Consider the following 17820-nt stretch of genomic DNA (forward strand, 5'->3'; position numbering starts at 1 on the left):
GGATAATTGGATGCGGTTGCCAAGCGCGACCGGTCTCTTTTGCGGCAAGATCACGAAATTTTCAAAAAGGCGGCGAGGGGGACACGTCCGGCCACCGGCAGATGGCCTCCGGAAACACCGCCCATGCACCACCCGTGCACCGTCCATGCACCGTGATTTTGAGCCATTTTGCGCTGGATGGATCCGCTACGTCCGGTTGGATAATCCGGCCTGTCTCAGACAGCGTCGCATCCCCCTTATCCTGCCCAAAAGAAAACAGGCAGCGCGGCTTGTGCCGGCTGCCTGCTCTCTGGTCTGGGACAAGCCCGTCCTAGAAGTGAACGGTAAGGGTCGCCTGGAATGTGCGCGGATTGAGCGGGCGGTAGAAAGCCGAGCCGGCAAAGACGAAGGCAGTCGGAACTTCCTCGTCGAAGATATTGCTGACATTCAGCCGCAGCCCGACATTTTCCGGCAGACCGAAATCATTCGGTCCACCGATATCGAGATAGCCGTCAAACACGGTAAAGGCTTCCATTTCACCGGTTTCGGTGAAGGTGGCATAGCGCTCGCTGGTGTGCTTGCCGGAGATATTTGCAATCAGCCATGTCGTCGGCTCATAGGTGAGACCGCCGGTGACCAGCCATTCCGGGCTGTCGGCCAGTGTGAAGCCATCCTCGTCCTCGGATTTGTTATAGGTGAGGTTGCCGGTGAAGTAGAGCTGGTCATTGAAGACATCAGGCTGATAAACGCCTGAAAGTTCAACGCCGTAAGCCGTCGTCTCGCCGCCATTGATATAGAAGGCTTCCGGCTGGCCGGTGGCCGGGTTGATGACACTGCTCTCCAGAAGACGGTTGTCGAATGCCGTGTAGTAGAGCGAGGCTGCGCCATAGAAGGACGGCCTGTTGGTGCGCAAGCCGATCTCGAAGTTCTCGGACTCTTCGCCCTCGGGCGCAGGCAGCGGCGTTGCGGTCGCATTGTCGAAAATGTCGTCGGCGCCGCGCGGCAAGGCATAGTTCTGCGAGTAGGACGCAAAGATCTGGTCATTCGGATTGAGATCATAAACCGCCCCGATCATGGGCAGGAAATTGTCCTCATATTCCGCATCTATGCTCTGCGGACCGTAGCCGGGCTCTCCATCGATTTCGTAGTCATTATAGTCGCGGTAGCCGTCCAGCGAATAATCGACCTGCAGGCTCTTGATGCCGACTTCGACATTGAGCCGGTCATCCATCAGGCTGATCGTGTCTTTCAGATAGAGCTGCACCGTCTCACGCTGGGTGGTGTAGTCGCGCCGGTAATAGGCCACCTCATCGAAGAGCACATCGCCATCGGCGCTGCCGGCGGTCTTGTTCAGCCGCTGCTGAGTGCGGTTATAGGTTTCGTCTTCATACCAGACGCCGGCTTCCACCGTGTGGTTTGCCACAGCCCAGGTGAGGCCGCCCACCACGCCTTCGCGCTCGCCGCCGACTTCCGACAGGCCATATTGCACGCCGCGCGGCCAGACGACATCGAGGCCGGCCTCCGCCTGGTCGAGATAGATGCCGAGCGAGTTGCCATAGCTGTCGGGCGAAACGCCGAAGCCGTCCTTGTCCTCAAAATAATAGGTCGCCTTGAAGTCGAGCCCTTCAGTGAGGTCAGTTTCAAAACTGACCCGGTAGAGCGCGTCCTGGCGGATATTGATGCGGTCCTCATAATACTGGGTACACGAGCTGTCGGTGAAGACCGGCGTGAAATCATCTCCATCGACCGTCCCGTCGCCATTATAGTCGTAGACGCCCGGCTGGGGATCGATACAGCTGTCTGGAACGGCTGGAAGGTAGCCGTAATAATAGTCATCCTCGAACAGGGACTCCGGGCCGGACGGGGAGTCATAGTCGAAGAATTCGTTCGCCACATAGCCCGCCGACAGGATGGTATCGGCGTCGAATTCATACACCACCTTGCCTTCAATATGCTCACGGTCGATGGAGCCGGGGCCGCGCCAGAGGTCGCTGTCTGTCTTGGAGCGGCTGATATAGGCAGAGAGGCCGTTGAGGTCGCCGGTTTCAAGCTTGATGAAGCTGCGCTCCAGATTGTCGTCGCCGATTGTGTAGGCGATCATGCCGCCAGCCTCATCCGACGGCGCAACGGTATTATAGGACACGATGGGGCCGAGCGAGGCATAGCTTGGCAGCGAGACGTCCCCGGCGCCGGGCGACGCCACCACAGAGCCAAGGTTCTCATTGTCGACATAGCGGAAGATCGGACTGCCCCCGAATGCGTCGGAGCGGCCCATCGGCACGCCGTCCAGGACGAAGCCGATCTGCTGCAGGTTGAAGGCGCGGACCGTGACCGAGTTGCCGAACTCATAAAGCCCGAGCGCGCCGTCGGTCTGCACGTTGAAGCCCGGCAGGCTCTCAAGCATCTTGAGCCCGGAAATCCCGGATGGCGCCGAGAGCAGCTCTTCGCGCGTCACAGCGACCGTATTGGTGGCCTCGTCGAGGCCGATGGCCTCATCCGTGGTGGAAACCCGCCGGCCCGTGATGAAAACGGTCTCCTGGCGCGCCTCTTCTGCGGATGTTTCTTCCTGCGCGGACGCCGCGAAAGGCGCGACGGGCAGCAGGAAAGCGACAGCTATAGCCGAGCTGCGTAATGCATATTGCTTCAGTTTCATGGGAAAGCCCCTCTGCTTGTTAACCAGACCTCGAGGCCGAGCAGAGGGAATGCGAAGACCGCCCTCAATTAAATAAGGTGGGAAATAAAACAGCTATTTGAATTTGCATGGGGTTTGGACACGGCTGCTGCGGTCCAGCACAAGGAACGAGCGATGTTAGAAAAAGGCCAAATGAGGCCAACCTGCAACAGTATAAGGCCGATCCGCACGCTCGGGTAGAAGGAGTGAGGAAAAATCGGTCCTGAAAGTTGAGGCGAGCCTTGCAATAATGCGGTAGAGCCCGCCTCAAATACGATTCATCAAGCTGAAACGCCAAGGCTTTCCATGGCGAAGGCCTTGATCGATTTGTAATCGGCCTTCCCGTTCGGCGCGCGCCCAAGGCTTGGTTTGAACAGGATGCTCTTCGGGGCCTTGTAGCGGGCAAGCCGCGTCTGCACGAAGGCTTTCAGCGTGTCCTGATCGACCTCGGCGCCGTCATTAAGCTCGACCACGGCGGTCACGGCCTGGCCCCACTTCTCGTCGGGCAGGCCGACCACGAGGGCATCGCGTACCGCTTCGTGGTTTTTCAGAGCCTCTTCCACCTCTTCAGGGTAGATCTTCTCACCTGCCGAATTGATACAGTTCGACCCGCGGCCAAGCAGTGTGATCGTGCCGTCTTCCTCAACCGTGCACCAGTCGCCCGGCACGGCGTAGCGCACGCCATCTACTTCCCAATAGGTCTTCGCGGTCTTCTCCGGGTCTTTATAATAGCCAAGCGGCACAGCCCCGCCCCGGGCGATAAAGCCGGGCTCACCAGAGCCGGGTTTCACCTCGCGCCGGTCTTCGGTGAAGACCTTGCAATTCTCCCCAAGAGTGAACCTCGCCGTCTGCTGGGTGCCTTCGGCCGTCGTCACCGACATGCCGAAGCCGACAGCTTCAGACGCGCCGAAAGTATCCATCAGGGCGACCTGCGGCATATGTTCGATCAGGCCGCGCTTGACCTCCATGGACCACATCACGCCCGAACTGGTGATGGTCTGGACCGAAGACAGGTCATACTTGCCGGGGTTTTCATTCAGGACGCGCAGCATGGGCTTGGCAAAGGCATCGCCCACAATTGCCATGGCGGTCACGCCGCGCCGGTCCACGGTGGCCCAGAGCTCTTCAGCGTCAAATGTCTTGGTGTTCTGGAGGGTCACAATGCAGCCGCCGGCAATGATCGCGCCCATGGCGGTGAAGAGGCCGGTCCCGTGCATCAGCGGGCAGGCGGGGAGCTGGCGGCCGAACCTTCCGACCTCGTGAACGAAGCCCAGATGCTGCTCCATCGTGTCGGGGGCGTAGCCATAGATCGTGATCATCGACTGGCGCCCGCTTTCGCGCCAGATCTTGTGGCTCCACATCACGCCCTTCGGCATGCCGGTCGTGCCGCCTGTATACAGGAAGATGAGGTCGTCGTCGGAGCGTTCGATATCGAGCGGCTTGCCATTCCCCTTTGTGGCGAGGCTTTCGTATCCGACGGCGAAGTCAGGTGTATCGGCGCCATCGCCGCCAATCTCGACCCAGACCTTCACCTTGGGCAGGCGGTCGCGCACGCGCTCGACATGCTCGCGAAATTCCCTGTCGAAAAAGACGATGGCGGAGTCTGAATTGTCAAAAATATAGGTCAGCTCATCGTCGAGATAGCGATAATTGACGTTCACATGGGTGAAGCGGCCTTTGAAGCAGGCGGCCAGCGCTTCCATATATTCTGGCTGGTTACGCAGATAGAAACCGGCCTTGTCGCCCGTCTCGGCGCCCATTTCACGCAGGGCCCGCGCAAGATTGTTCGAGCGTCTGGTCATTTCAGGCCAGCTTATGACCCGGTCGCCATGGATGAGGGCAGGATGTTCTTCCCCGAGCTCGGCGCCGACGGCGTCGAGTAGATCACCCAGATTGTAGATGCTGTCGCCCATGACGATTATTTCCTCCGATGAACATTTTTGTTTTGACCCTTTGTAGGCTCAAACCAGCGTCTTCACGAGGGGTTACGTGGCGTCGGGGGCGCGGTTTTCAGGCGGCGCTCAGGGCGCGGGCTACAGGCGCGAAACTCCTGCGATGGCAGCCGCAGGGTCCGAGCTCTTGAAGCGCATTCGAATGGCCCGGCGTGCCATAGCCCTTGTGCTGGCTGAACCCATAGCCGGGATAGCGATGGCAAAGCTCCACCATGGCACGGTCACGCGCGACCTTGGCGAGGATGGATGCCGCAGAGATGGCAGGCTCGGTAAGGTCGCCCTTCACAATGGCCCGGCCCGGGCAGGGCAGGTGTTTGGGCATACAGTTGCCATCAATGATGATTTCGCCCGGCACCAGACCCATGATGGCAATGGCGCGGGTCATGGCAAGGAAGGTGGCTTCGCGGATGTTCAGCCGGTCAATCTCTGCCGGGCTTGCCCAGCCGATTCCGAATGTCACCGCCTTGGCGCGTATTTCCGGGTATAGGGCTTCGCGGTGGGCTTCGTTCAGCTTCTTGGAATCTGTTAGCCCCTCAATCGGCTGGGCAGGGTCCAGAATGACCGCGCCCGCCGTCACCGGGCCGGCCCACGGTCCGCGTCCGGCCTCGTCAACGCCGCAGATCATTCCTATCTCCCTCATCAGCAGAAGAGAATCACGATTCAGGGAGAAAAATCCAATGAGCGATGCCTATTGCGTGCAGATTAGGGAACTTGGCGGCCCGGATGTGCTCGAAAAGACACAGATGGAGCCCCGCCACCCCGGCCCGGGCGAGGTTCTGGTGCGCCAGAGCGCCATCGGCCTGAACTTCATCGACACATATTTCCGTACCGGGCTCTATCCGGCGAAGCTGCCTTTCACCCCCGGACAGGAAGGCGCCGGCACGGTTGAGGCCGTCGGCGACGGCGTCGAGGATCTGAAAGCTGGCGACCGCGTCTGCTATCTGGGGCAGGGCACCTATGCGACGCATTTCACCGGTCCGGCTGCGCGCATGCTGAAGCTGCCCGAAGGGCTTTCCGAGGATGAGGCCGCCGCCGTGCTTCTCAAGGGCCTGACCGCATGGATGCTGTTGTTTGAAGTCTATCGCCCGCAGCCCGGCGAGACCGCTCTGGTCTGGGCGCCGGTTGGGGGCGTCGGCTCGCTTCTTCTGCCGTGGGCAACGTCGATGGGTGTTCGCGTCATCGCGGTGACGTCCAGTGAGGAAAAGGCAGACATGGCGCGCGGGCTCGGCGCCGATGAAGTTGTCCTGTCGAATGAAGACGTGGCAAGCCGCGTGCGGGCGCTGACAGACAATAAGGGCGTCGATGTCGCTTATGACAGCGTGGGCAAGGATTCTGCCAAGGCCTCGCTCGACAGCCTGAAGAGCCGTGGCTGGTTCGTGACCTATGGCAATGCGTCGGGCGCTGTTGAGCCGCTTGCCCCGACAGAGCTGAACCGCCGCGGATCGCTTGTGATGACGCGGCCGGGCCTGTTCCATTTCGTGGCCGATGAAGCAGGGCTGAAGCGCGGGGCCGCAGCCCTGTTCGGCGCGCTTCGAACCGGGACGCTGAAGGCGAATATCGGCCAGACCTTCAATCTTGAAGATGCGGCAGAGGCCCATCGGGCAATCGAAAGCGGAAAGACAACCGGCTCAACGCTGCTGAAGCCTTGAGCCGGTCAAAAGGGATATCGATTTCTGGGGTGATCTAGCCTTCGTATTTGAAGCCGATCTCGATGCAGACCTGGTAATAGGCGACCTTGCCATCTTCGATATAGCCGCGCGTCTCGGTGACGTGGAACCAGTCCATGTTGCGGATGGTCTTGCTGGCGCTCTTCAGGGCGCCATCAATGGCTTCCTCGATTGAGGTCTTCGAGGTGCCGACAACTTTGGTCATTGCAAATGTATCGGTGGACATAGTGTTTCCTTTCATGGCTTCGCCGAAAGAAACTGGTGCGCGGCGCGGCATGTTCCAGAAAAGACCCGAAAATTCGTGACCTGTCGTCGCGGACCCCCTGGCCCTGTCAGCCGCCGGCGCTGATCTGCTTCTTCAGCTCCTGGACCTTGTAATTGCTGTCATCGGAGCCGGGCGGCGCCTGCCGGCGGAACGCATCGTCGATCTCTTCCCAGCGCGCCTCTGCGCCCTCGCGGGCGACCGCATGGGTCATGATCAGCCATTCGCCCATCAGGGCGCCTTCGACGGCCGCGCGCGCTGCCTTGGCCGCGGGCATGCCCATAGACATGAGTTTCTCGCCGTCTTTCAGCGCCTCGTCGTCCTCATCGAGGCCGGCCTTCTCGCGGCTGGCATAGAAGCCTGTATTCACAAGGCCGGGGCAGAAGACGCTTACCCCGACATTTTCAGGCATTTCCCGGCGCATGACGTCGGCGAGGCCAAGGATGGCATGCTTGGTGCCCGTGTAGAGCGCTGCACCATCATGCTGGAAGCCGAGGCTGTGTTCCGACCCGGTAAAGCAGATGCGGCCTTCCTCGCTCCGGTCGATCCAGCGGCGTGCGAAGGCGCGGGCCGTCATCCAGCTGCCTTTCACATTCGTCCCATATTGAAGATCGAACTCTTCAGGCGTCGCCTCGATCACCGGCGCGTCGAATTGCAGGCCGGCATTGGCAAAGACGAGATCGACATGGACAAGCTCATCAAAGGCTTTTTCGGCCAGGGTCTCGATATCTCCGGGCTTCGAGACATCGGCTTTCTGTGTAACGGCACTGTCGCCAAGGTCCTTTGCGGCCTTCGCGAGCGCCTTGTCATCCATGTCGGCAATAAGGACCCTGCCGCCGCGTTCGATGATGCAGCGGGCCATTTCGAGGCCCATACCGGAGGCACCGCCCGTCACGACGGCATTCTTGGTCTGGGTCATGAGGTATCTCCTGTCTAAGGCTCGAGCGCTAAAAGAAGCGCCGGGTCTATATAGAAATCCCCATCCCTCTCCTGAGTTTCCTGATTTCTCCACTTCACCGCCCAGTGGAGGTGGGGCCCGGTCGTGCGGCCGGTATTTCCGGTGAGCCCAAGCGGGTCGCCTGCCTCGACCTGCTCGCCGGCTTCCACGTCCACCTTCGACATGTGCATGAAGACCGAGACGAGGCCGCGGCCGTGGTCGAGGAAGATGCTTCCGCCTTCATAATAAAGATCCGGGTCGGCGAGAATGACCGTTCCGGGGGCGGGCGCCTTTATCGGTGTGCCGACGGGCGCAGCGATGTCATAGCCCTCATGCACCGAGACCTTTTCACAGCTTTCGCCGTCGGCGCCGGTGCCGACATATTTGCGTTCCGGTCCAAAGGGGGAGCTTGCGCGCCCTTCCGCCGGCCGGATGAAGCCTTCGCTGGCGCCGGGGCCATCATTAAAGGTCTCGAACGCGGCCTTTTTCTTCAGCCAGCTTTCCTCGACATGTTTGAGCTGTGCTTCGGTGCGCGCATCCACCTTGTCGCAGTCCAGCCCACGCAGAAGGCGGAAATCGTCATTGCGTGGGGCGATATCAACGGCAAGCGGGGGGATGCCGGCCTCGGTAGCGGTCAGGATCAGCGGGCTCGGCTCCTTACGCGTGAGGCCCACGGTGAAGGTGCCGCGCTCATCACTGCGGACGGTGCGCGCGCCGCTGCCGTCTTCACCGGCGACGCGGATGCGGACATCTGCCGGTCCGGTACATGTCAGAAGGCCGCCCTGTTTTGCGATACCCGAGCAGGAAAGGGATGAGGCGGCTTGTGCGCTGGCATGGCCGGGACTTGCGGCCAGCGCCGCCAGCGTCAGGCCCGCGAGGCAGAGCGCCCTCATCCGGGTGTCTTGCCGTCAACCATGCGGGACGCGGCTGCGGCAGCGTCGATATAGGGCTCCTGAAGATCGACGCTCCAGTAGCGCAGGGCCGCAATCGGGATTTTCCGGCCTGTCACCGCGCAGGTGACATAATCGCCGGGTTCGACGACTTCGATGTCGCCGTCGAGATAATAGAGTCTGGCCTCGCCGCCAGCAGGTCCGGTTCTGGAAAGCATGGGCCAATAATGGTCCCGCGCGCGCCGATTGCAAAGGCCGCACCTACAGCTTTCTGGTCGCTTATATAGGTGGGGCGGTCAGTCCGGCCCGGTCCCGGGGTCTTCCGGCAGGGCCTCCGGTTCGGGACGGTCGGGATTGGGCGTGCGCAGGATGAGCGCCAGCGTACGGATGTAATTGTCTGGCCACTGGCCCGATTTCAGCCGCTGACTGGCCCGGACGACCATTTCGACCTCAACATCCGGGTGGCTGAAAACCTGATCGGACGTCAGCGTGTCCTCGCGCTCGCCAGACGTGTTGACGAGTTCGGCTGTCCATTCGGCCATATCGGGACACTCTGCGATACGGTCCGTCAGCCGGTCGCGCTGGCTGCGGAGGGCCTCAAGGCCGGTCTGGTCGGACTGTTCGATGGCCAGCGTGCAGGTGACCTGATTGTAGGGTGCGCCCGCACTGAAAGGTTCGGCGCCCGGAATGACGACAACGCACTGGCCTGCGCCCAGTTCTTTCAGTGCGTCGCCGGCCTCGAAGCTGCCAATCGCGCGGCCCGCAGCGGTTGCCGGGCTGAGTGCGGCGAAGCGGGCGGCGGATGCGCCCGCGCGGATATAGGGGCCAACCTCATAGCAAAGCGCGTCGCCTGGCGGCGGGGGAGGGGGTGGCGCGGGCTGCGGGGATGGCTGGCGTGACTGGTCCTGGCCCCCCGGACTGGACGGGGCAGGCTCAAAGCCTGGCGGCGCCGAAGGCACGGTCGGCTCGAAGGGCAGCGTCGTCGGAGGGGCCTCATTCTCCTGGGCGCCCGCCGACGGAAGGCTGAGGGCGAGTGCCAGGCCCGCACTGGAGAGTAGCCCGCGACGAAGGGCTCGAATCGATGTCATATGGCTCGCACTGCCGCTCTGCTTGGGTCTCATCCAGACACTAGGCGGGTTTCATGGCCTTGGGCAAGCATCTGGATGCGCCTCAAAGTTTTTGTTTTGTTCTCGTGAACAAGTGTGGTACAGACTGCGCTCCGTCACAGACGCCGGCCTTGCAAAGCGAGGCCATATATGAGGAGACTGAACATGGCCAAACGCGGCAATCTGCAACTCGTGGACAAGGAATCCGGCGTGGATAAGCAAAAGGCACTGGAAACAGCGCTGTCCAATATTGAGCGCTCTTTCGGCAAGGGCTCGGTCATGCGGCTGGGCGATCAGAAGGCGCTCGACATAGAAGCGGTCTCGACCGGCTCGCTGGGCCTCGACATCGCGCTCGGTATCGGCGGCCTGCCCAAGGGCCGGATCGTCGAGATTTACGGGCCTGAAAGCTCCGGCAAGACGACGCTGTCGCTGCATGCGGTCGCTGAAGCGCAGAAGGATGGCGGGGTTTGCGCCTTTATTGATGCGGAACATGCGCTTGATCCCTCCTATGCCGCCAAGCTGGGCGTCGATCTTGATGATCTCCTCGTTTCCCAGCCCGATACCGGTGAGCAGGCACTTGAGATTGCCGACACGCTGGTGCGCTCCGGCGCCGTCGATCTGCTGGTTATCGATTCCGTGGCGGCGCTGACGCCGCGCGCCGAGATTGAGGGCGAGATGGGCGATTCGCTGCCGGGCCTGCAGGCCCGCCTGATGAGCCAGGCGCTGCGCAAGCTGACGGCCTCGATCTCCAAGTCGAAATGTATGGTCATCTTCATCAACCAGATCCGTATGAAGATCGGTGTGATGTTCGGCAGCCCGGAAACCACCAGCGGCGGGAACGCCCTGAAATTCTACGCCTCTGTCCGTCTCGATATCCGCCGCATCGGTGCCATCAAGGACCGCGACGAGACGATCGGCAACCAGACCCGGGTCAAGGTGGTCAAGAACAAGGTGGCGCCGCCTTTCCGGCAGGTCGAATTCGATATTCTCTATGGTGAGGGGATTTCCAAGACAGGCGAACTCATCGACCTTGGCGTCAAATGTGAAGTCGTGGAGAAAGCCGGTTCCTGGTATTCCTACAAGGAAGAGCGGATTGGCCAGGGCCGCGAGAAGACCCGACAATTCCTCAAGGACAATCCCGATATCGCCAATGAAATCGAGATGGAAATTCGCCGTCAGTCGGGGCTCCTGTCGGGCGAAATGCTCTCTGCAGAGGAAGAAGCAGAGGCTGCGGCCAAGGAAGACGACGATCAGGCTGAAGCCGGGTGATCCGGCATGGGGAACAGCCTGCGCGGCTGCGCTGAACTGAAGCGGGAAAGCGCCTTCTTCTTGGCGTGTCCCGCCCGACCCTTTATATCCATCCTGTAAGGCGCCCGGCCGGTATCGGCCGGGCGCTCGGATTTTGAACGAGCGGCAGGAACGGACCAGACGACACGATGACAAGCGTCAATCAGCTTCGAGAGACATTTCTTTCCTATTTCGAGCGTCAGGGTCATGCACGCCGGGCCTCGGCGCCGCTTGTGCCGGACAATGACCCGAGCCTGCTTTTCGTGAATGCGGGCATGGTCCCGTTCAAGAATATCTTCACCGGCGCCGAGACACCATTCGCACCGCGCGCGACAAGTTCACAGAAATGTGTGCGCGCCGGCGGCAAGCATAATGATCTCGACAATGTCGGCTATACGGCCCGGCACCACACATTTTTCGAGATGCTCGGCAATTTCTCGTTTGGCGATTATTTCAAGGATGACGCCATCTCCTTCGCCTGGGAGCTGGTGACGAAGGAGTTTGGCCTCTCCAAGGACCGGCTCCTGGTGACGGTCTATTCCGAAGACACCGAGGCGGCTGCGCTCTGGAAAAAGGTGGCCGGTCTTCCCGACGACCGGATCATTCCGATCGCGACCTCCGACAATTTCTGGTCGATGGGCGACACCGGTCCGTGTGGGCCGTGCTCAGAGATATTCTTTGACCATGGCGACAAGATCCCCGGCGGCCCGCCCGGCTCTCCGGATGAAGATGGCGACCGTTTCATCGAGATCTGGAATCTGGTCTTCATGCAGTATGAGCAGCAGGCCGATGGCACGCGCAAGGACCTGCCCAAGCCCTCCATCGATACCGGCATGGGGCTCGAGCGCATGGCCGCTGTTCTTCAGGGCGTCCACAATAATTATGAGATCGATCTTTTCCAGTCGCTGATTGCGGCCGAAGAGGAAGTCTACAAGGCGAAAGCGGCAGGCGACAGCCTCGCTTCGTTCAGGGTGATTGCGGACCATCTGCGTACATCCGCCTTCCTGATCGCTGATGGTGTGACCCCGTCGAATGAAGGGCGTGGTTACGTCCTGCGGCGCATCATGCGCCGGGCCATGCGCCACGGCCATATTCTTGGCGCGCGCGAACCCATGATGCACCGGCTGGTCGGGGCGCTTACCCAGGAAATGGGTGAGGCCTACCCGGAACTTGGCCGCGCACAGCCCGCCATCGAAGCGGCACTTGAGCAGGAAGAAGCCCGCTTCCAGCGCACCCTCGGCCGGGGCCTTGCCTTGCTGGATGACGCCACCGAAGGCCTTGGCGAAGGCAGCGAGCTTGCCGGTGAAACAGCGTTCAGGCTTTACGACACCTATGGCTTCCCGCTGGACCTTACGGCCGATATCCTGCGCGGGCGCGGCATGAGCGTCGATCAGGCCGGCTTCGATGCGGCGATGGCCGAGCAGAAATCCGCCTCGCGCGATGCCTGGTCCGGATCCGGCGATACCGCGTCTGAGGGCGTATGGTTCAAGGTCCGCGACAAGATCGGCGCAACCAATTTCCTTGGCTATGCGGGCACTGAGGACAAGGGCACGCTGAAGGCGATTGTCACATCGGGCGAAATTGCGGACGAGGCTGGCCCCGGTGACTGCCAGCTCGTCTTTGACCGTACACCCTTCTATGCCGAAAGCGGCGGGCAGGCTGGCGATCATGGCGAGATTCACTTTGCATCCGGAGCGCGTTTCATCGTCCGCGACGTTCAGAAGCGCGCCGGCGATCTTCACGTTCATGTCGGCGAGCTGACCGACGGAAGCATAAAGACCGGCGATGAGGCCGAGCTGATCGCCAATGCCGCGCGGCGCCAGCGTATCCGCGCAAACCATTCGGCAACGCACCTTCTTCATGCCGCGCTTCGCAATGTGCTTGGCCCGCATGTCACCCAGAAAGGTTCGCTGGTCGAAGAGGACCGCCTGCGGTTCGACTTCTCTCATGGAGGCCCGCTCAGCAGTGCCGAAATTGAGGCAATCGAGGACGAGGTAAACCAGGTGATCCGCCAGAATGACGAGGCGCGGATCCAGACCATGGCGCCGGACAAGGCCATTGAGGCCGGTGCCCTTGCCCTCTTCGGCGAAAAATATGGCGATGAGGTTCGTGTCCTCTCAATGGGACGGCCGCTGGATGAGGAAAAACCGGCCTATTCAGTGGAGCTGTGCGGTGGCACCCATGTGGCCCGCACAGGCGACATCGCCGCGTTCGTGATCACGTCAGAGGGCGGTGTCTCTGCCGGTATACGCCGGATCGAGGCGGCAACAGGCGCTGAGGCGCTCGCCTTCCTGAAAGGCCGGGCCCAGGTTGCGCTGGACCTGTCAGACCAGCTCAAGGTCCCGCTCAAGGATGTCAGCCGCAAGGTGGGCAGCCTGATGGAAGAGCGCCGCAATCTTGAACGCGAACTGGCCGAGACGAAGCGCAAGCTCGCCATGGGTGGGGGCGGCGGCGCTGCGCCGTCCGGTCCTGAAGACATTGGCGGGTTCAAGCTGATCGCGCGCGTTGCCGAAGGCGTGGGCGGCAAGGATCTTCGCGGCCTGGTTGATGAGGCCAAGGGCAAGCTTGGTTCAGGCATCGCCGTCTTCATTGGGGTGAATGAAGGCAAGGCAGCTGTCGCTGTGGGTGTGACGGACGATCTGACAGACAAGGTCTCGGCTGTCGATCTCGTTCGTGTGGCGGCCGCTGAAGTCGGCGGCAAGGGCGGCGGCGGGCGTCCGGATATGGCCCAGGCTGGCGGCCCCGATGGCGACAAGGCAGAAGCGGCGCTGGACGCCGTTAGAAAGTCACTCGCCGGTTAAACGCCGCCAGCAGACCCGATCAGGCAGATGGAAAGACCGGCTCCGTGTCGCCCGTCTTCCACTGTTCGAATTTGGGCATGACGGACTTGAAGCGCGGACTGGCAAGGTGCGCCGCCAGCCATTCCTTGAGGTTTGGATAGGGCGAGGCGTCGAACCAGTCCCTGTCCGTGTTCGCGAACTGGCGGATGAAAGGCATGACCGCCATATCGGCGAGAGAGACCCGCGTGCCAAATAACTGATCGCGCGTCGCAAGACGCGCGTCGAGCGTTTCCAGGAAAGCCGACCCCGCCTTGCGATGGTCCTCCGAGACCGCGCCCTCCTCCTCATAGCGGCTGGCATATTTGTAGCGGTCGAGATGATGCTTGAACGGGCCATCGCAGGCGGCGATGAGGTCCAGCATCTCATCCCGCGTGCCTTCCTCCGGGTTGAGCCAGCCCTCCGGGTCATTGCCCTCCAGCGCGTGAAGCATGACATCGAGGCTCTCATCCACGACGCGGCCGTCTTCCAGGATCAGCACGGGCACTGTCCCCTTGGGCGAAACCTCGAGCATTTCCTGCGGCTTATCCCGCAGGACGACCTCCCGGAGGCGGCATTCAAGACCGGCCGCCTGAATGGCAAGCCGGGCGCGCATCGCATAGGGGCAGCGGCGGAAAGAGTACAGGACTGGAAGCCTTGAAGAGGGCATCAGGAAGAAGGGATACCTTTCGGAAACTCCGGGATCGATGCTGCTGGATCATACCAGTCCGCACCATCAGAACGCCAGATACTCGCTTGCGGACGACCGGCAATTTCGCTGTCCACGCAGCCGAGACGCAGCAAGATGACCGGTTGGTCAGGCCGGTCGGCGACGAGGTGAGAGCCGCAGAGGCTGCAGAATTTGCGGAGCTTACCCGGGCTCGACTCATAACTGCCGAGATGGCTCTCGCCTTCGATCCACTGAAACGCATTGCGCGGAACAGGCATCAGCGTCGAAAAGGCAGCCGAATGCGCTTTCCGGCATGTCTCGCAGTGGCAGTGAATGATCGGCCCCTCCGGCGCGTCCACCCTGTAGCGTACCGTCCCGCACAAGCAGCTTCCCTCAATCATCCCCAGCTCCCTTTCCTGCCCCTATTTCCGATTTGGTCCCCTTGCGCCCGATATGCGCTTCGCCGCGCTGCTCTGCCAGCTCGACCTGTTTCTGACGCTCGGCGAAACGCGCACGCTGTTCATCGGTGACCGTGTCGTGGCAGGCGGGACAGCAGATACCTTCCTCATAGCGCGGATCGAGGCGTTCAGCCTCGCTGACGGGCCGCTTGCACCCATGACAAAGCTCGTAATTGCCGATCTCAAGCCCGTGGCCGACAGATACACGCTGGTCGAAGACGAAACACTCGCCCTGCCACTTGCTGTCAGGCTGGGGCACGGTTTCCAGATATTTGAGGATACCGCCCTTCAGGTGGAACACTTCATCTATGCCTTCGGACTTAACGAAGCTTGTCGCTTTCTCACAGCGAATGCCGCCTGTGCAGAACATGGCGATCCTGGGCTTGCGGCCCTCTGATTGGAGTTTTTCGCGGAAATCGCGAAACCAGTCCGGAAACTCCCGAAAGGTGGTGGTTTCGGGGTCTATCGCCCCCTCAAAGGTGCCAATGCCGTACTCATAATCATTTCGGGTATCGATCAGGACCGTGTCCGGATCGGAGATCAGCGCGTTCCAGTCTTCCGGATCGACATAGGTGCCGACGAGGCTGTTGGGATCGGTGCCCGGCACGCCCATAGTGACGATTTCGCGTTTAAGCCTGACCTTCAGCCGCCAGAACGGCATCTGGTCGGCGTGGCTTTCCTTGTGCTCAAGGTCGCTGCATCCAGGCAGAGCGCGAAGGATGGCCATCGCTTCATCCAGCGCGCCCCCTTCTGCGGCAATGGTGCCGTTCAGACCTTCGGCGGCGACAAGGACGGTCCCTTTCACGCCAAGACGGCAAAAGCCCTCGGCCACCTGCGCGCGAATGGCTTGCGGGTCGTCGAAAGGCACGAATTTATAGAAGGCAGATACGCGAAAGCTCATGACCGGCTCCTTATGCCAGAGCTGGCCATGAGCTTCCAGAACGAGGTTCAGGGGCGCTGGGTGCCGCCTGAACTCGTAATCTGATTAGTTGCGGGCTTCGCGGGAAGCTTCGCTGACCGCGTCACCAGTTGCCTGGACATCTTCGCCAACACCTTCGACGGTGTTACAGGCGGTGACAGCGCCGAGCGTGAGCAGGGCAGCGAGAGCAAGAGAGATCTTTTTCATTTCGATTTCCTTTTGCGGATAATCCACCAATGTCGGGCCGGACCTCCCGACCTGACCGCTAATTAAATCCCACCGACATAATTGGTTCCCAAACCCATCGACTCCTTGTTATTGGGGCCACATGAAAAGCGCTGTGATTGTTTTCCCCGGCTCGAATTGCGACCGCGACGCCCAGACCGCCCTGACAGAAGTGACGGGCGAAGCCCCGGCGATGGTCTGGCACAAGGATGGCGAGTTGCCCGACGACGTAGACCTCGTTGTGGTGCCCGGCGGGTTTTCCTATGGCGATTATCTCAGATGCGGCGCCATGGCCGCGAATTCGCCAGTGATTGCGGGTCTGCGCCGGCATGCCGAGCGCGGCGGCTATGTGCTGGGCGTGTGCAATGGCTTTCAGGTTCTGACCGAGACACAGTTGCTGCCGGGCGCCCTTCTTCGCAATGCCGGTCTGGATTTTGTCTGCCGTCCGCAGCCGCTTCGGATCGAGACCTCCAATTCTGCATTCACCAGCGCCTATGGCGACCGCGATGAGGTCACCATCCCCGTTGCCCACCATGACGGCAATTATGTCGCAGATGAAAACACGCTGGACCGGCTGGAAGGCGAAGGCCGTGTGGCCTTCCGCTATGCCGGCAACCCTAATGGCTCTGCGCGCGATATCGCAGGCGTGCTTTCGGAGAATGGCCGCGTCCTTGGTCTGATGCCTCACCCGGAGCGCGCCATTGGCGGTCATGAAGGCGGAAGTGACGGGCGCGGTATTTTTGAGAGCCTGATTGCCGCCATCTAGCGGTTTTCAAGAACTGAGGTCCCAACGTGCCGTCGGTTTATCCGGGCTTTGTTTGCGGTGCGACTCTCAAGGCGAAATGAAAGTCTCCTTCAAAGCCTGTCGGCTGCCATTTCCCGGCAAAGCCCTCCATGCCGGGGGCAAATGAAGCGTGAGCCGGGTCGTAGCCATATTGGCGGGCCAGCCTGAATCCGGTCTTTTTCAGGTCATCGCTGGAGAACCTGCCCGCATATAGAAGCCGCAGGCGTGCCGCCCCGGCCGTTTTTGCCAGTTTGCAGGCCTTGCCGACAAGATCTGCCAGCGTCTCAGCGCGCGCAGCCGCCGGATGCACCTCAAGATCGGTGATTTCCAGCTCAGCGGGCTCGAACGCATTGGGCTTTGTCAGGATGACCTGCATGAGCCCTGCGAGTTTTCCTTCGCCGCGGGCGGCGAGCAGAACGGTCCGTCCCGGTGCATCAGGATCTGAAGCCTGATAGGCGTAGAAAGCGGGGGTGCGGACCGGCGCTGTGGTTCGTGCATCGCAGACAGCCTTGCCGAACTGGTCGATGAGGTCCGCGTCAGCCGGATTCTCCAGGCCCAGCACCTCCTCAGCAGGCAGCACATCCGCTGCAATATCTGCGAGCGTGGCAGCGCGTGTCCTGAAGCGCTCACGAGCGGAGAGAAGATCATAGAGCTTGTCGTGGTGGCGTGCGAGGCGCGAAAAACCGATACCGGTCCACATCGCGGCTGGTCTTATGGGCCATTCCATCCGGCGTCGGCCCCCTGCGCCAAGCCAGGCCCTCATGCCAATTTTCTTGTAGAGGCCGGCGGACCTTGCATTGTTGTTGATTGAATAGACGGCCGCCATGCCAGGATGATTGATCGCGGTCAGGGCGAGAGCGCCGCCGCAGCCGCGCCCTTCAGGTCCCGTGATGAAGGTGTGACCCGTCGCACAATGAACCGGCGTACCCTGATGAATGAAATCCCGGACCTGAAAGCCAACGACGCCGACGACCTTCTTGTCCCGGACAGCGACAAACCCCGCCGGAAAGCCTGCCTGCTGGGGATTTTCGAAAAGCGCCCAGTGCCAGCCGGTATGGCTTCGATAGGGAAAATCGACCCTGGCGACGAGACCCATCAGGCCCGGAATGTCCTCTGGCTGAATCGGCCTGATCTCGGTCACGTTTCTACCCGCTCTCGCCCTCTCGGAGTTGAGGGCGAGACGCTGATAGCACGCGG

The 17820-nt window shown here is 61.2% G+C and carries 17 protein-coding genes; 4 read left to right on the forward strand and 13 right to left on the reverse strand.

The features are described from left to right. Positions 1–310: 310 nt before the first annotated feature. From ABNU55_RS01655 to rnhB, 3 genes are all read right to left on the reverse strand, one after another. Positions 311–2632 (reverse strand): TonB-dependent receptor, encoded by a 2322-nt coding sequence (locus ABNU55_RS01655; protein ID WP_290748917.1) that lies wholly within the window; start codon positions 2630–2632, stop codon positions 311–313. Positions 2633–2931: 299 nt separating this feature from the next. After that, on the reverse strand, positions 2932–4563 hold the full coding sequence (locus tag ABNU55_RS01660) for an acyl-CoA synthetase (protein WP_290748919.1): 1632 nt from the start codon (positions 4561–4563) through the stop codon (positions 2932–2934). A gap of 97 nt (positions 4564–4660) precedes the next feature. Then, a complete protein-coding gene (rnhB, locus tag ABNU55_RS01665) occupies positions 4661–5227 on the reverse strand; it encodes a ribonuclease HII (protein WP_290748921.1) in 567 nt (188 codons plus the stop codon). A 52-nt stretch (positions 5228–5279) separates the two neighbouring features. Between rnhB and ABNU55_RS01670 the strand changes: the two genes are divergently transcribed. Next, positions 5280–6251, forward strand: a complete 972-nt coding sequence (locus ABNU55_RS01670) for a quinone oxidoreductase (RefSeq protein WP_290748924.1) — start codon at positions 5280–5282, stop codon at positions 6249–6251. Positions 6252–6285: 34 nt separating this feature from the next. Here ABNU55_RS01670 and ABNU55_RS01675 read toward each other — a convergent pair whose 3' ends face one another. The 5 genes from ABNU55_RS01675 to ABNU55_RS01695 form a co-directional block, all read right to left on the reverse strand. Beyond that, on the reverse strand, positions 6286–6495 hold the full coding sequence (locus ABNU55_RS01675; protein ID WP_290748926.1) for a dodecin: 210 nt from the start codon (positions 6493–6495) through the stop codon (positions 6286–6288). 106 nt (positions 6496–6601) lie between these two features. Next, positions 6602–7450 carry an SDR family oxidoreductase gene (locus tag ABNU55_RS01680; RefSeq protein WP_290748928.1) on the reverse strand — a complete coding sequence of 283 codons (849 nt, stop codon included), beginning with the start codon at positions 7448–7450 and terminating at the stop codon, positions 6602–6604. 14 nt (positions 7451–7464) lie between these two features. Continuing rightward, the gene (locus ABNU55_RS01685; protein WP_290748930.1) at positions 7465–8361 is read right to left on the reverse strand and encodes a M23 family metallopeptidase; all 897 of its coding nucleotides are present in this window, start codon (positions 8359–8361) and stop codon (positions 7465–7467) included. After that, the gene (locus ABNU55_RS01690) at positions 8358–8576 is read right to left on the reverse strand and encodes a DUF2093 domain-containing protein (protein ID WP_290748931.1); all 219 of its coding nucleotides are present in this window, start codon (positions 8574–8576) and stop codon (positions 8358–8360) included. Before ABNU55_RS01690 ends, ABNU55_RS01685 begins: the two co-directional genes overlap by 4 nt. Positions 8577–8654: 78 nt before the next feature. After that, positions 8655–9446: a hypothetical protein gene (locus tag ABNU55_RS01695; protein WP_348764200.1), complete on the reverse strand. Its 792-nt coding sequence runs from the start codon at positions 9444–9446 to the stop codon at positions 8655–8657. 183 nt (positions 9447–9629) lie between these two features. Here ABNU55_RS01695 and recA point away from each other — a divergent pair, with 183 nt between their 5' ends. Together recA and alaS are read left to right on the forward strand one after the other, a co-directional pair. Beyond that, the gene (gene recA, locus ABNU55_RS01700) at positions 9630–10733 is read left to right on the forward strand and encodes a recombinase RecA (protein ID WP_348764201.1); all 1104 of its coding nucleotides are present in this window, start codon (positions 9630–9632) and stop codon (positions 10731–10733) included. 167 nt (positions 10734–10900) lie between these two features. Further along, the gene (gene alaS / locus ABNU55_RS01705; RefSeq protein WP_290754645.1) at positions 10901–13552 is read left to right on the forward strand and encodes an alanine--tRNA ligase; all 2652 of its coding nucleotides are present in this window, start codon (positions 10901–10903) and stop codon (positions 13550–13552) included. Positions 13553–13571: 19 nt separating this feature from the next. On the opposite strand, the gene ABNU55_RS01710 is transcribed toward alaS, so the two are convergent. The 4 genes from ABNU55_RS01710 to ABNU55_RS01725 all read right to left on the reverse strand — a co-directional run bounded on the left by ABNU55_RS01710 (position 13572) and on the right by ABNU55_RS01725 (position 15821). After that, positions 13572–14237, reverse strand: coding sequence for a glutathione S-transferase (locus ABNU55_RS01710; RefSeq protein WP_290754647.1), 666 nt, complete (start codon positions 14235–14237; stop codon positions 13572–13574). Beyond that, positions 14237–14638 (reverse strand): GFA family protein, encoded by a 402-nt coding sequence (locus ABNU55_RS01715; protein WP_290754648.1) that lies wholly within the window; start codon positions 14636–14638, stop codon positions 14237–14239. Before ABNU55_RS01715 ends, ABNU55_RS01710 begins: the two co-directional genes overlap by 1 nt. Next, positions 14631–15596, reverse strand: coding sequence for a rhodanese-related sulfurtransferase (locus ABNU55_RS01720; protein ID WP_290754650.1), 966 nt, complete (start codon positions 15594–15596; stop codon positions 14631–14633). The genes ABNU55_RS01715 and ABNU55_RS01720 overlap by 8 nt, the downstream gene beginning before the upstream one ends. An 84-nt stretch (positions 15597–15680) precedes the next feature. Continuing rightward, positions 15681–15821, reverse strand: a complete 141-nt coding sequence (locus ABNU55_RS01725) for an entericidin A/B family lipoprotein (protein WP_290754652.1) — start codon at positions 15819–15821, stop codon at positions 15681–15683. 121 nt (positions 15822–15942) lie between these two features. On the opposite strand from ABNU55_RS01725, the gene purQ reads away from it, so the two are divergent. Then, the gene (gene purQ, locus ABNU55_RS01730) at positions 15943–16605 is read left to right on the forward strand and encodes a phosphoribosylformylglycinamidine synthase subunit PurQ (protein ID WP_290754653.1); all 663 of its coding nucleotides are present in this window, start codon (positions 15943–15945) and stop codon (positions 16603–16605) included. A 37-nt stretch (positions 16606–16642) separates the two neighbouring features. Here the strand turns inward: purQ and ABNU55_RS01735 are convergent, their stop codons facing one another. After that, positions 16643–17764 (reverse strand): hypothetical protein, encoded by a 1122-nt coding sequence (locus ABNU55_RS01735; RefSeq protein ID WP_290754654.1) that lies wholly within the window; start codon positions 17762–17764, stop codon positions 16643–16645. Positions 17765–17820 lie beyond the last annotated feature (56 nt).

Origin of the sequence: uncultured Henriciella sp., from assembly GCF_964005855.1 — a bacterium.
In the GTDB taxonomy this organism is placed as follows: domain Bacteria; phylum Pseudomonadota; class Alphaproteobacteria; order Caulobacterales; family Hyphomonadaceae; genus Henriciella.